At 73.4% G+C, this 13,276-nt stretch carries 14 protein-coding genes; 2 read left to right on the top strand and 12 right to left on the bottom strand.

Translation table 11 applies throughout. The features are described 5' to 3' along the window. Positions 1–238 precede the first annotated feature (238 nt). A complete protein-coding gene (locus AB3388_RS05835) occupies positions 239–1,402 on the bottom strand; it encodes a DUF3500 domain-containing protein (protein ID WP_495409816.1) in 1,164 nt (387 codons plus the stop codon). 112 nt (positions 1,403–1,514) lie between these two features. Here AB3388_RS05835 and AB3388_RS05830 point away from each other — a divergent pair, with 112 nt between their 5' ends. Next, on the top strand, positions 1,515–1,835 hold the full coding sequence (locus AB3388_RS05830) for a putative quinol monooxygenase (protein ID WP_495409815.1): 321 nt from the start codon (positions 1,515–1,517) through the stop codon (positions 1,833–1,835). Positions 1,836–1,985: 150 nt separating this feature from the next. Here AB3388_RS05830 and AB3388_RS05825 read toward each other — a convergent pair whose 3' ends face one another. From AB3388_RS05825 to AB3388_RS05775, 11 genes are all read right to left on the bottom strand, one after another. Next, positions 1,986–2,435, bottom strand: coding sequence for an iron chaperone (locus tag AB3388_RS05825; RefSeq protein ID WP_495409814.1), 450 nt, complete (start codon positions 2,433–2,435; stop codon positions 1,986–1,988). Between the two features lie 450 nt (positions 2,436–2,885). After that, the gene (locus tag AB3388_RS05820) at positions 2,886–3,065 is read right to left on the bottom strand and encodes a hypothetical protein (RefSeq protein ID WP_495409813.1); all 180 of its coding nucleotides are present in this window, start codon (positions 3,063–3,065) and stop codon (positions 2,886–2,888) included. A gap of 242 nt (positions 3,066–3,307) precedes the next feature. After that, positions 3,308–4,729 (bottom strand): protein kinase domain-containing protein, encoded by a 1,422-nt coding sequence (locus AB3388_RS05815; protein ID WP_495409812.1) that lies wholly within the window; start codon positions 4,727–4,729, stop codon positions 3,308–3,310. Between the two features lie 148 nt (positions 4,730–4,877). Beyond that, positions 4,878–6,644: a glycosyltransferase family 39 protein gene (locus AB3388_RS05810; RefSeq protein WP_495409811.1), complete on the bottom strand. Its 1,767-nt coding sequence runs from the start codon at positions 6,642–6,644 to the stop codon at positions 4,878–4,880. Then, on the bottom strand, positions 6,641–7,933 hold the full coding sequence (locus tag AB3388_RS05805) for a glycosyltransferase family 87 protein (protein ID WP_495409810.1): 1,293 nt from the start codon (positions 7,931–7,933) through the stop codon (positions 6,641–6,643). The genes AB3388_RS05810 and AB3388_RS05805 overlap by 4 nt, the downstream gene beginning before the upstream one ends. Before the next feature lie 364 nt (positions 7,934–8,297). Next, a complete protein-coding gene (locus AB3388_RS05800; RefSeq protein ID WP_495409809.1) occupies positions 8,298–8,525 on the bottom strand; it encodes a DUF1345 domain-containing protein in 228 nt (75 codons plus the stop codon). A 171-nt stretch (positions 8,526–8,696) separates the two neighbouring features. Next, positions 8,697–9,863, bottom strand: a complete 1,167-nt coding sequence (locus AB3388_RS05795; protein WP_495409808.1) for a zinc-dependent alcohol dehydrogenase — start codon at positions 9,861–9,863, stop codon at positions 8,697–8,699. Positions 9,864–9,868: 5 nt separating this feature from the next. Continuing rightward, on the bottom strand, positions 9,869–10,354 hold the full coding sequence (locus tag AB3388_RS05790) for a hypothetical protein (RefSeq protein ID WP_495409807.1): 486 nt from the start codon (positions 10,352–10,354) through the stop codon (positions 9,869–9,871). Continuing rightward, the gene (locus AB3388_RS05785; RefSeq protein WP_495409806.1) at positions 10,351–10,923 is read right to left on the bottom strand and encodes a type 1 glutamine amidotransferase domain-containing protein; all 573 of its coding nucleotides are present in this window, start codon (positions 10,921–10,923) and stop codon (positions 10,351–10,353) included. Before AB3388_RS05785 ends, AB3388_RS05790 begins: the two co-directional genes overlap by 4 nt. A 1-nt stretch (position 10,924) precedes the next feature. Further along, the gene (locus AB3388_RS05780) at positions 10,925–12,079 is read right to left on the bottom strand and encodes a glutathione-independent formaldehyde dehydrogenase (protein WP_495409805.1); all 1,155 of its coding nucleotides are present in this window, start codon (positions 12,077–12,079) and stop codon (positions 10,925–10,927) included. A gap of 205 nt (positions 12,080–12,284) precedes the next feature. Then, on the bottom strand, positions 12,285–12,524 hold the full coding sequence (locus AB3388_RS05775) for a hypothetical protein (RefSeq protein WP_495409804.1): 240 nt from the start codon (positions 12,522–12,524) through the stop codon (positions 12,285–12,287). A gap of 187 nt (positions 12,525–12,711) precedes the next feature. Here AB3388_RS05775 and AB3388_RS05770 point away from each other — a divergent pair, with 187 nt between their 5' ends. Beyond that, on the top strand, positions 12,712–13,089 hold the full coding sequence (locus tag AB3388_RS05770; protein WP_495409803.1) for a DUF2267 domain-containing protein: 378 nt from the start codon (positions 12,712–12,714) through the stop codon (positions 13,087–13,089). Positions 13,090–13,276: the final 187 nt, after the last annotated feature.

Here is a 13,276-nt window from a genome sequence, read left to right as displayed (position 1 = left end):
GACCTCGACGGGGCCGGACCTGGGTCCAGGCGCCGGCTGCCCTCATGCATCCGGTGTTCCGGACGACGCTCGTCCATGCCTGACCAGCTCCCCTCGATGTTCGGTCGTTGGTCGGGCCCTCGGCCCTGCCTCGCTCAGGCCACGCATCCGGTTCCAGGACGCCACCCGACCGCGCGCGCCCGAGGGGCGGCATCCCCCCGACCGAGGTATTGGGACGCCGCGCAGTCGCGCTGCCGCGTCAGGCGTGCATCGCGGCCCGGTGCCGGGCCAGGACGTCGAGGCCGAAGTCCGCGCTGGGGTCCCGCCACACGGAGTGCGCGTGGTTCGCGCCCCGCTGCGTGTTGTCCCACTCGAGCAGCAACCGCGGCCCCTGCAGCCGGTAGTAGCTCGGCTCGCCGGGATCGGTCGATCCGGCCCAGGCGAGGTGGACGGCGTCGAGCGCGGCGTCGTCGTCGTAGCGGGAGAGCACCGACACCTCGGCGGGGGCGCGGTCGAGGTAGGTGCCGAGCAGCGCCCGCAGCATTCCCCGTTGTTCGGCGTCCAGTTCCGCCGCGGCGACGCCCTTGGGCTCCGCCGTGTACTCCAGGGCCGCGTGCTCGGGATCGCCGTAGCCGGCGGCCTGGTCGATCCGGTCGCTCGTGGCCTGCAACTTCGCCCACTCGGCCGCGTCCTGGAACCGCTCGTCGCGCCAGATGCCCACGAGCGGGATCACCCGGTCCCCCGGCGCGACCGTCGTGCGGTTGGCCGTGACCAGGTCCGACGGCGCCGTGGGCAGCAGCACCGCGCGGGCGGCCAGCTGCGGCGGCAGCGAGCGGACGAGGTCACGCGCGAGGTCCTCCACCCGGCCCAGCGGCCGGTTGACCGCCCCGCCGAGCAACGGCGACGTGGCCGGGTCGGCGCCGAGGAAGCAGGGCGTCGTGGCGACCAGCGCGCCGTCGACGACGAGGTTGTTCAGGGAGACGTGGTGACCGCCGAACCGCCACCCCCACGGCGCGTTGCCGCCCGGCTCGCCGAACACGCGCAGGTAGTACAGGCCCGGGTCGCGGCCGCGTTCCCGGTCGAACCGGGCGACGAACCCCTCGACCTGGTCGAGCACGTTCTCCAGGCCGATGATCGTCGCCACCGTGACGTAGGCGGCCGTGGACAGGCCGGAGGAGATCAGCCGCATCGCCGCCCGCTGCTGCGTGGGCCGCTGCTCGTGGAAGGTCAGGCCGCCGTGGTCGGTCGGCGTGTAGAACCAGCGCCGGCGCTCGGCGTCGGACCCGTCGTCCCCCGGGACCGCACCGACGGCGACCTGCCGCTGCTGCGCGTCGAGGATGTCCAGCCACGCGCCGGCCGCCTCGGCCATCCGCCCGGCCACCGCGCGCGCGGCGTCGTCCGCGGGCGTCTCCGCACCTGACATGGCCGCACCGTAGTGCTCCGGCGCGCGGATGCGCCTCCCGTCCGGCGTCCGTACGGTGACCGGCACCACACCTGGCCGGCCGCCCGGCCGCGTCCTTCGAACGGGAGCCCCCGTGCAGACCCCCACCGACGACCGTCCCGAACTGCTCACGGTCATCGCCTACATGCGCGTCGCGCCGGGGAAGCGCGAGGAGCTGCTGGCCGCCCTCGAGGCGCTGATCAAGCCGACGGGCCAGGAGGACGGCTACGTCAACGACGACGTGCACCAGAGCATCGAGGACACCGACCGCTTCTTCTTCTACGAGAACTGGGAGTCCGGGGACCACCTGGACGCCCACCTGTCGGCGCCGCACCTGCAGGAGTTCGCCGCGCGGATCCCCGACCTGCTCGACGAGAGCGGCCTGTCGGTCAACCGGGTGCGCCGCATCGCCTGACCGGCACCGGAGCCCGCCGGTGCCCACCGCGAGGCCGTGAGCACGGTCCTGCCCAGACGACTCAGGCCGCTCTCCGGAAGGAGAGCGGCCTGGTCGACGGGGTGGAGCCGAGGCAACTGACCAGCGGGTCCGACTCGACTCGGGCGGGATTCAGGAGACGGCGGCCCGCACGAGTGCCGCGACCTTGTCCTCCACTGCGGGGGTCCACGTGACGAGTGCGAACCCCACGGGCCAGACGTCGCCGTCGTCGAGGTGGGCCGAGTCCTGGAACTCCAGGGTCGAGTAGCGCTGGCCGAACTTGCCGGCGTTCTTGAACGAGAGAACGACCTTGCCGTCGGCGTTCGCGTAGGCCGGCATGCCGTACCAGGTCCTGGGCGCCAGGTCGGGAGCGTTGGCGCTCACCGTGACGTGGACACGCTCGGCGATCGCGCGGTCAGCCGGATCCATCTTCGCGATGCTCTCGAGCAGCGCCTGCAGCCCCTCGGCCTTCTTCGCGCCACTGCGTCCCTCGGCGCGCAGTTCGGCCGCACGCTGCTTCATCGCGGCCCGCTCGGCGGCGCTGAAGCCATCGGTCGTCGTCGTGCTGGTGTGGGTGGACATGCTGCTCTCCCCTGCGCCGGGCGGCCTCGTCACCGTGATCCGGCGCGAGGCTCGCGGTGACTGTCGACGGAGCGTTGTGCTCCTCGATGCATTGACACGTCCCGGCCCACGTGTGTGACACCGGATCGACCGACCACCCCGCGGACGCACCCGGTCGTCCGGCCGTACCACTCCGGAGGCGTGATGGGGCGCCGCCCGGGACGCCCGACGCGGCCACTGACGTGTGTTCCGCTCATCCCCAGCTGGTTCCTTCGCCCTGGCGCGGGTCAGCGATCACCCAGGCAGATGTGTTCGGTGGAAGCGAGGAGCCCTCCTACGGCGCCTCCAGAGAACAACCGTTCCGGGGGAAGGCGATGGCGTCGGACCCGGAATTCGTGACGACGTGCCACCCGTCAGGGCAGGCCAGGTGCAGCACCTCCTCGGCGGGAGCGTCCACTCGCTCGTGGCCGGTCAGACGATGCGCAGCTCGATGTGCACTTCCTCTGGAGCGATACGGATCGTCTCGACAACCAGACCGCGAGCCACCGCCTCGAGGTCTTCGATCGTGTCAGCCTGAGTGGAACCCACACCCTGCACGTCGATCACCCAGTGATCGCCCTCGCTGATCGCGGTCGCGGTGTAGTCGGCCATCCGTCCTCCCCAGTCATGCCGCGGCAGGAAGTTGCTGAGGTGACCCGAGCGTCCCGGCCGTGAGCCCCATCGTCTCGAACTTCTTCGGCGCCTCCACTGCCAGGGCGGCTGGAAGGGGTTGGCGGATGTAGTCGGTCGTCATGTCATCTGCAGGGACGACGGTGAACCGCGGGAGGGCGGCCTGAACGACGTCCTCGAGCCGGCCGGCACGACGACGGCTGGGGGCAGTGCCGGAGCGCCGGTCAGTCGTCCTCGCCGGCGCCGCGCCCATTCCCGCGGCCGTTCCCGCGTCCGTTCCGGTTGCCCTGTACGGCGCCGTCGTTCGCGTCGGTGTGCACCGTCGGCGCGACGGAGTAGGTGACCGTGACGCTTCCGCCCTGCGCGACCGGACCGACGGGATCCACGGCGACCACCTGCCCGGCCGGGACGTCGCCGGTCGCGATCGTCCGCGGCTGCACCTGTAGCCCCCGCGCGGCCAGCCCGGTCTGCACCTCGGCCAGCGGACGGCCGACGAGCTCCCCGGCCACGACCTGGACAGCGGTGGGCGTGGCCGGCGCCGAGGACGGCGCCGGGGACGTCGCCGGGGACGTCACCGCCGGCCGCTGCTCACCGCTGCCGAACGCGCCGAGCAGGACGACGAGGACGACCAGCGTCAGCAGCGCCGCCCCGGCCACGACGAGCCACGGCCGGGCGCCCGGCGCCCGCACCGCACCGGAGAGACCCGGCCCGGCGGGGGCGTCCGGCGCCGTAGCGACCTCGACGCGCGGTAGCACGGCGGTCGCCGGCGCGGCCGCGCTCGGCAGGACCATCGTCTCGTGGCGCGGCGCGATCGGCGCGCAGTCGAGCGCATCGACGGCGTCCCGGAAGGCGGCCCCGTCCGGGAAGCGCGCGGCGGGGTCCTTGGCCATCGCCCGTTCCACGAGCCGGCGGACGTCCTCGCCGAGGCCCACCGGCAGCGGCGGCGGGGCCTCGCGGATCTGCATCGCGGCGACCTGCACGGAGTTCTCCGCCTCGAACGGCCGCCGTCCGCTGAGGCACTCGTAGGCGAGGACCCCCAGCGCGTAGACGTCGCTCGCCGGCGTGGCCTCGGCTCCCTGCGCCTGCTCGGGGGCGAGGTAGTGCGGCGTGCCGAGGACCTCGCCGGTCCTGGTCAGCCGCAGGCTGGACGCCGACCGGGCGATGCCGAAGTCGGTGATCTTCACGTCGCCGTCCGGCGTGATGAGCAGGTTGCCCGGCTTGACGTCGCGATGCACCACCCCCGCCGCGTGGGCGGCGCCCAGGGCATCGGCCGTCTGCCGCACGATCCGCAGCGCCGCGGCGACGTCCAGGCGTCCCACCCGGGCCAGCAGGTCGGACAGCGACTCCCCCGGAACCAACTCCAGGACCAGGTAGGCCACCGGAGCGCCGCTGACGGGGTCGACCGTCTCCCCGTAGTCGTGGACGGCGGCGATCGACGAGTGGGTCAACCGGGCCGCGTGCTGCGCCTCCGCGCGGAACCGGCCCAGGAACGACGGGTCGACGGTGAGCTCGGCGCGCAGCACCTTCACCGCGACCGGCCGCTGCAGCAGCGTGTCCTGCGCCCGCCAGACCCGGCCCATGCCTCCGGTGGCCAGGACCGACGCCAGCCGGTACCGGCCACCGAGCAGTCGCCCCGTCGGGTCCATCAGCTCGCTCCGTCCGTGCGCGTCACCGGGATGTCCTCTCCTACCTCGGCGCCCGGAGCCGCAACGGTGACCGCGGAAGCACCCAACGTTGCGTTTCGCGCCCCGGGGGCCGCCCGCGACGGCGTCATCCCGGCGGACGAGATCAGGGCTAGGTCTTGTCCTCGTAGGACCCGGCAGCGAGACCGGCCAGGTCGTAGATCGTGGTCGAGCCGACCCGGACCGCCGGCGCGTGCTCGCGGACCCATCGGTCGATCTCGACGGCCGGGCCGCTGCCGACCAGGCCCGGCACGTACCAGTGGATGCGGTGTGCACGCACGTCCGCCTCGAACTGGTCGAGGGTCGGTGCCGGGTCTCGGCCGAAGAAGCCGCCGATCGGCATCACCGGGACTCCCGCGGCCAGCTGGAGGTCGGCGGCGCGGCGCCCGACGGTCGCCGCCGTCCAGGTCCAGTCGTCGGTGTCCCGGCGGAGCGAGCGCACCACGGCGGCGGGGACCGACGCGCCGAGGGCGCGGCGCCCGCCCGTGGGTCCGGCGCGCACGTCGCTGCCGGTGTGCGGCGCGGCTGCCGTCACCACCGACCAGGTCGCCGGGCCCAGCTGGGCCGCGACGAGGAGGACCGCGGCGCCCATCCGGGCGACCGGGCGATTGACCGTGCCTGCCGCGGCGAGCAGGAGCACGCCGACCAGGCCGCAGAACAGCACCAGGGCGGCGACGAGACCGCCCGCCGCCATCCGGCGGTCGACCAGCGACACGGCCCAGGCGGTCGTCACCAGCGAGCCCGTCGCCAGGACGGCGAAGGCTCGCGAGGTGTGCCGGCGCCAGAGCAGCGTCGCGGCCAGCGCGGTCAGGGCGGCCACCGCCGGGGCGATCTCGACGGTGTAGTAGGTGTGCCAGGTGCCCTGCATGAAGCTGAAGACGAGGGCCGTCGGCAGGGCCCAGCCGGCCCAGAGGACCAGGGCCGCCCGCACCGGGTCGGTGCGCGGCTGTCCCCGGCGGAGCAGGAAACCGGCGATGAGCCCGACGACGGCCGCCGGCAGCAGCCACCCGAACTGGTCGGCGGCGGAACCGAACAGCCGCCACGCCGACCGCGGCCCGAGCACCTGCACGCCCGCGCCGCTCTCGTTGCCGGTGAGCCGGCCCAGGCCGTTGTAGCCGAAGGCGAGGTCGAGGGGGCTGTCGGTCCGGCTGCCCCCGACCCACGGCCGGGACGACGGCGGGACCAGCTCGACGGCGAGCACCCACCAGCCGGCTGTTGCCAGGAGCGCGCCGCCCGCCGCCAGCAGGTGCCCGATCCGGCGACGCGGCGGCCCCGGGGCGGCGAGCAGGAAGGCCCCGCCGAGGCCTGGCAGCACGAGCAGCGCGGCCAGGGACTTGGTGAGGAAGCCGCACCCGAGCAGCACGCCGGTGAGCAGGGCCCAGCGCAGCCGCCCGTCGTCGAGCGCCCGGGTGGTGCTCCAGGCCGCGGCCACCACGAGCAGGGTCAGCAGTGCATCGGGATCGTCGACGCGGGCCATCAGCGTGAACACCGGCGTGAGCGCGAGCAGCAGGCCGGCGAGCAGGCCGGCCCACGGTCCCGCGACGCGGCGGACCGCGGCCATGAGCAGGGCGACCGCGGCCACGCCCATCAGTGCCTCGGGGACGAGCAGCGACCAACTGCTCAACCCGAACAGCCGGACCGACAGGCTCATCACCCAGATCGACGCCGGGGGCTTGTCGACGGTGATCGTGCCGGCGGCGTCGGAGGCGCCGAAGAAGAACGCCCTCCAGGTCTGCGCCCCCGCCTGCGCCGCGGCGCCGTAGAACGCGTTTCCCCAACCGCTGCGGTCCAGCCCGAGCAGGTACAGCGGCGCGGTGGCGGCCAGCAGGCTCGCCGTGAGCAGCCGCTCGCGGGCGGGCGAGCGGACAGGAGCGGTCACCACAGCTGCGCTCGCGGGTGGCGGCGACCCTGGTCGTCGACGAGACGATCCAGCAGGTCGAGGTGGCGGTGTGGTTCGTGCTGCGGCACGTCCGCCCCTGCCCTCGCCGGCAGGACGACGACCAGCGCGAGCACCAGCAGCACGTAGGCGTCCTCGCCGACGATCGTCAGCGGGCCTCCCCGCGCCCCCGCGAAGAACCAGATCAGCGAGCCGGTGAACACCCCGACGACGACGAGGGCGGCCGCCGCGGCCGCCGCGCGGGTGGCCCGGGGACGTCGCCGTGCCCACGCCGCGGTGACCGGCGTCCCGGCCGCGACGTCGACGAGCACGACGACCGCGGGCAGGACCCAGAACAGGTGGTGGACCCAGGAGATCGGGCTGACCAGGCAGGCCGTCAACCCCGTGACCGTGACGCCGGCGAGATCGTCCCCGCGGTGGTGCAGACGCACCGCCCGCGTGAGTCCGCCGACCAGCGCCAGGCCGGCGAGGACCAGCCACAGCACGTGGCTGGGCGCACCGGGCGCGGCCAGGCGGGCCAACAGCCCCAGCAGCGACTGGTCGTTGGGATCGGTGGGGGGTCCCACCCGGCCGGTCTGCCAGAGCAGACGGGTCCAGTACCGCACAGACGGGTCGACCGCGAAGCCGACGAGCACGGTCAGGGCGAAGGTGCCGGCCGCCACCGCGGCGGCGCGCCACCGCCGGGTGAGCACCAGGTAGACGACGAACAGCCCCGGCGTCACCTTGATCGCCGTCGCCAGGCCGATCCCGACGCCGGCGCACGGGCGCCCGCGGCGCAGTGCGACGACGTCGGCGAGCACGAGGGCGGCGATGACCAGGTCGATCTGCCCCCAGCCGAGCGTCTCGCGGACCGGCTCCATCGTGACGGCGACCGGTAGCGCGACGCCGAGCGCGACCCATCGGGGCCAGCCGTGCCGTACGGCGACCGGCGCGACGAGCCACCACGTGGTCAGGACGACGAGCGCAACCGACACCGTCGTCATGAGGACGGTCGCGGTGGTCTCCGTCCCCAGCGCGAGGGGCAGCAGGACCAGGACGGCGAACGGCGGATAGGTGAATCCCTTCTCCGTGTGCGGCCGCAGGAAGTCGTAGACGGGATGGCCGTCGAGCCACCACCGGACCGCGCCGCGGTAGACCCGCAGGTCGAAGGTGTGGTGCCAGACCGGCCGCGGCGAGACGCGGAACGCCAGCCACCACATGCCCACGACCACCGACGCCACGACGACGCCCTGCAGGGCGCGCCGCGAAGCGGTGCAGGCGCCAGTCCTCACGAACGTGAGCGTGCTCCGCTCCGCTGAAGATCGGCTGAGAACCAGCGCCCGCGCCGCGACCAGGGCTGCGGACGGAGATGGTTGAAACGCGCAGGACGAAGAATCGAACCCCTGCCCCCCACACTCCCATGCCGTCTTGACGTGCCCGTTCGCACGGCGGCGAACAGCAAGGCACGAGGGCGAACGCCACGAACTGCACCACGCCGAGCAAGTCCGTGCAGGGTGAGAGGCACCTGCACGGCGCCGGAGGTGACCGGCCCCCGACGGCCGGTCCCAGGTGCACGGTGGCGGAGTGACCGCCCGTCAGGCTGGCACGCCTATCCCTGCGGCCCCAGGTTGGCCGTCAAGTGCAGGGCCACGGCGATCACCACGGTGCCGAACAGGTAGGACGCGTGTCCGCGAGCTGGGTATCCGGTACCGCGAGGCTCATCCCCACGGTGACCGCGAGGTAGGCGAAGTCGCTGTAGGCGGGCGGTTCCTGCTGGCCCGAAATCGATCCGTCCCCGCCGGAGTAGTAGCGGCGCGCGTACGTGACGGCGAAGACCGTGTCGACCAGCGCCCACGACAGGACCACCACCAGGACGCCGAGCACTAGGGTGGCGACCCCGACGGCGTCCCCGAGCCGGACCGGACGAGGGCCTCCACCGCCGTCCTTCCGCGCGCAACGCTCACCCGGTCGCCCCGCACCGGGCCGGCGGGGGTCCGGCGCCGGTCCACCGTCCGGCTCGGCGCCGGGGACCGGAGCGGCCTGCCCGCCGGCGCGTCACGCACCAGGACGGAACACAGCACGGACGCAACCGTCCTCCTTGTCCTTGAACATCCGGTAGCCCTTCGGCCCGTCGTCCAGCGGCATCACGTGGGTGGCGAGGTGCTCGGTCCTCACCTCGTCCCGGCTCATGCGGTCGAGGATTTCCGGGATGTAGCGGTGCCCGTGCTGCTGGGCGCCCCGCAGGGTCAGCGCCTTGTTCATCACCGCGCCGAGCGGGAACTTGTCCACGACACCCGCGAAGACGCCGAGGGTGAACACCGTTCCGCCCTTGCGGCACGCGTAGATCGCCTCGCGCACCGCCGTGGGCCGGTCGGTCTGCAGCCGCATCTGCTGCTTGACCTGGTCGTAGAGGTACTGCGGGCCCGGGCTGTGCGCCTCCATGCCCACCGCCTCGATGCAGACGTCCGGTCCCCTGCCGCCGGTCATCTCACGCAGCTCGGCGGGGACGTCGACCTCCTCGTAGTCCAGCGTCTCCGCCCCGATGTGCGTACGGACCTGTTCGAGCCGGTTGTCGAACCGGTCGATGACGACGACCCGCTCCGCGCCCATGAGCATCGCCGCGCGGGCGGCCATCTGACCCACTCCCCCGGCACCCCACACCGCGACGACGTCACCGGGCCGGACCTCGGCCTGGTCCGCCCCCGTCCAGCCGGTGGGTGCGGCGTCGGAGGCGAACAGCGCCCGCTCGTCGGACACGCCGTCGGGGATCGCGAAGGCCCCCTGGTCGGCGTACGGGACCCGGATGTAGGGGGCGTGACTGCCGGCCCAGCCGCCGAGGGCGTGCGAGTAGCCGTAGCAGCCGCCGATGGCCTGCCCCCACAGCGCCTCGGTGATCCCGGGGTTGGGATTGCCGTTGTCGCAGAGCGACCACAGGCCCTGCTTGCAGTACCAGCACTGCCCGCAGCTGGTGAAGCTCACCACGACCACGCGGTCGCCCACCTTGTGCTTCGTCACGCCGGGCCCGACCTCGGCGACCGTGCCCATGAACTCGTGCCCGAGCACGTCCCCCGCACGCATGGCGGGGATGTAGCCGCCCATCAGGTGCAGGTCCGAGCCGCAGGTCGCGGTGAGCCCCACCTCGACGATGACGTCGTGCTCGTTGAGGATCGTGGGTTCGGGGACGTCCTCGACGCCGATCTCGTTGACGCCCCGCCAGGTCACCGCCTTCACCGCACACCGGCCTTGGGCGCCACCTTGGTCCACGCCTCCAGGAGCACGCCGCCGGGGGTCGCCGTCCGCTTGCCGTGCGGCGCCGGGTCCACGGCGAGCACCTCGCCCACCTCGATGAGCTGTTTGGCCCGGCGCAGCGCGGACCGCAGGTCGGCCTGGGGATCGCTGCCGTTCAGCCGGCTGAGGGCGCTGCCCGAGGGCCGGTCGCGCAACCGGGCCGCCAGCTCGGTGCCCTTGCCGCCGGGGGCCGGGCGGACCCGGACCTCGATCCGGTCGCCGAACTCGGCCAGCGGTGCGGGCAGCTCCGCGGTGTCGATGTCGGACGGCTCGCGGAACACCGTCACCGCGAGCCACCCGGACGCAGGCTGGCCCGCGCCGGCCGGCCGGGCCGCGGACGGGTCGATGGCCGACCGCACCTGGCGGACGACGGTTCCGCCGGCGCGCGCGGCGAGGGACGCCACGCTCCCGATGGAGGAGGTCATGCCTGACCTGCCGCGGCGCCCTGCGGCGCCCGCGCGAACTCCTGCACGATCCGCTCGCAGAACGCCGGCAGGTCGTCCGGCGACCGGCTCGTGGTGATGTTGCCGTCGGTGACGACCTGCTCGTCGACCACCTCCGCGCCCGCGTTGCGCAGGTCGGTGCGCACGCTCGGCCACGAGGTCAGCCGGCGGCCGCGCGCGACGTCGGCCTCGACGAAGTTCCACGGGCCGTGGCAGATCGAGGCGACCGGCTTGCCCGACTGGACGAAGTCGCGGACGAACTGCACCGCGGCGGGCTGCATCCGCAGCTTGTCCGGGTTCACCGTCCCCCCGGGCAACAACAGCGCGTCGTACTCGTCGACCGAAGCGGCGCCGACCAGGCGATCGACGGCGAAGGTGCCGGCGTCCTCCAGGTCATGGTCGCGCGCCAGGATCTCGCCGTCGTGGATCGAGAGCAGGTCGGTCCGCGCACCCGCGTCGTCCAGAGCCCGGCGCGGCTCCTCGAGCTCGACCCGCTCCACTCCGTCGGCCGCCAGGATCGCGACCCGCCGTCCGTTCAGCTCTCCTGCCACGTCACGCACCCGCCATCGCCGGGTGCAGGACGACCTTGGTCCAGCCCTCGTCCCGGGCGTCGAAGTGCTTGTAGGCCTCCGGCGCCTGGTCCAGCGGCAGCTCGTGGCTGACGATGAACGACGGCTCCGCCTTGCCCCCGGCGATGAGGTCGCGCAGCTGCCGGTTGTACTTCTTGACCGGCGCCTGGCCGCTGCCGATGTGCTGGCCCTTGAACCAGAACATGCCGTAGTCGAAGGCGAGCTTGCCCTGCTTCGCCAGCTCGTCGCTGGCCCCGGGGTCCTGCGGCACGAAGACGCCGACGTTGCCGATCTTCCCGGTGAAGCGCACCGAGGCGACCAGCCGGTTCATCGTCAGGTTGGCCTGCTCCTGGCCGTCGGGCTCGTGCGCCTGGTAGCCGACGCACTCGCAGCCGTTGTCCGCACCCAGCCCCATCGTCTGGTCGAGAACGGCCTGCACCGGGTCGACCTTCGAGTCGTCGATGGCGATCGCGCCGATCGACTCGGCCAGCCGCAGCCGGTCGGGCTGCCGGTCGACGACCATGACCTTGCTGGCGCCGCGGATGGTGGCCGAGAGGGCGGCCATCAGCCCGACCGGGCCGGCGCCGTAGATGACCGTCTGGTCGCCGGGCTTCACCCCGGCCAGCTCGGTGGCGTGGTAGCCGGTCGGGAAGATGTCGGCGAGCATCACGTAGTCGGTCTGGCGCTGCTCGGCGTCCTCGCCCAGCCGCAGGCAGTTGAAGTCACCCCAGGGCACGCGCAGCAGCTCGGCCTGTCCCCCGCCGTACGGGCCCATGTCGGCGAAGCCGTAGGCCGCGCCGGCCCACTCCTTCTTGGGTTGCGCAGTCAGGCAGTAGTTCGTGAGCTGCTGCTCGCAGTTCTTGCAGTGTCCGCAGGCGATGTTGAACGGCAGGACGACGTACTCCCCCACCTGGACCTTGTCGACCCCGTCGCCGACCTCGATCACCTGGCCCAGGTTCTCGTGCCCGAACCAGCGGCCGGGCTCGAAGTCGGTGCGGCCCTCGTACATGTGCAGGTCCGAGCCGCAGATGTTCGCCGAGGTGATCCGCACCAGCACGTCGGTCGGCCGCTCGATCCGCGCGTCCGGTACGTCCTTGACGCTGACCTGCCGCGGACCCTCGTAGACCACTGCCTTCACGCTGCCTCCTCGTCCAGGGGTCTGCCCGACTCCGGATCCGGCGCCGGTGCCTCGATTGCACCCGGCGGCGCGGGGCGGCCGGTATCGGCAGACATGCCGATACCGGGCCGGTCGAGTTCACCTGGGGGAGTTCGACGCACCGGGGCGCAGGGCGCGGCTGCCCGGGCTCCCCGACGCAGGCGTGCGTGGAATCAGGTGCGCAGGGTCAGGTGCGGGGCGCCAGTTCGTACACCGGTCCCAGATCCGTGCGGCTGGTGTCGGGGACCTCGTGCAGGATCTTCGGCTCGGTGTGCAGCAACCGGTGGACGGCGGCCCGCGCCTGCTCGAGGTCCAGACCGGCACCACGAGCGATGTCCTGCAGGTGTGGAGCGCCGGCACCGACTTCCGCCTCGGCCACGGCCCGGTAGACCGTGGCGTCGTCCCCCGACAGGTCTTCGACTCGCATGGTGGTCCTCCCCGGGACGGCGGCTCGACACCGCGGTGGCGTCGCAGGAGGCCTACCCGGCTTCCGCACCGGTACCCGGCCGGCGGCCCGCACATCGGCAGGTCTGCCGATGGTGTTCCCCGGCGGCATCCCCCAGGTTGGGAGCACCGGCCGGCGTCTGACGCGTCCGTTCCCCGGAGGAGGAGCAGTGCAGTACGACGACTTCGTCTCGTCCGTGCAAACTCGCGGCGGCCACCCCCGCGACGAGACCGAGACGCTCGTCCATGCGACGTTGCGCGTTCTGGCCGAGCGGCTCACCGCCGGTGAGGCCGACGACCTGCGAGCCCAGCTGCCCGGGGAGCTGCAGGCCGACCTCATCCCGCCGGAACCGGAGGCGCAGCCCTTCGGGCCCGACGAGTTCGCCCAGCGGGTGGCCCGGATGGCGCGACTGCCCGAGGCAGAGGCTCGGGAGGGGATGGTCGCCGTGCTCGCCACGACCCGCGACGCGGTCGAGCCGGGCGAGTTCGACGACGTGCTCGCCCAGCTCGGCGGGGAGTTCGCCCGGCTCGTGTCCGGATCGACGTAGGCCCGACGGTGAAGTCCCCCGACACGAACCGAACCGCAGCGCACGCGGGCCGGCCGGCGTCCTCCCGCAGTCCGCGTCGGACCACCACCCGACCAGGTCGTGGTCGTGGCCGCTGTGCGCGTCGGCGGGCCGGCCTCGGCGGCCGGGACGCCGCGGTTCCACCGACGGCTCGGCGGGCCCAGCCCGT

This window comes from Geodermatophilus sp. SMS 5-13, assembly GCF_059428245.1.
Note: the sequence above shows the minus strand (reverse complement) of the source record. Positions and strands in the feature narration are given on the sequence as shown.

What these genes read in the sequence shown, in the direction of transcription:
- AB3388_RS05835 (WP_495409816.1), bottom strand. Translation starts at nt 1,402, where the DNA reads ATGTCAGGTGCGGAGACGCCCGCGGACGACGCCGCGCGCGCGGTGGCC.
- AB3388_RS05825 (WP_495409814.1), bottom strand. Translation starts at nt 2,435, where the DNA reads ATGTCCACCCACACCAGCACGACGACGACCGATGGCTTCAGCGCCGCC.
- AB3388_RS05820 (WP_495409813.1), bottom strand. Translation starts at nt 3,065, where the DNA reads ATGGCCGACTACACCGCGACCGCGATCAGCGAGGGCGATCACTGGGTG.
- AB3388_RS05815 (WP_495409812.1), bottom strand. Translation starts at nt 4,729, where the DNA reads ATGGACCCGACGGGGCGACTGCTCGGTGGCCGGTACCGGCTGGCGTCG.
- AB3388_RS05790 (WP_495409807.1), bottom strand. Translation starts at nt 10,354, where the DNA reads ATGACCTCCTCCATCGGGAGCGTGGCGTCCCTCGCCGCGCGCGCCGGC.
- AB3388_RS05775 (WP_495409804.1), bottom strand. Translation starts at nt 12,524, where the DNA reads ATGCGAGTCGAAGACCTGTCGGGGGACGACGCCACGGTCTACCGGGCC.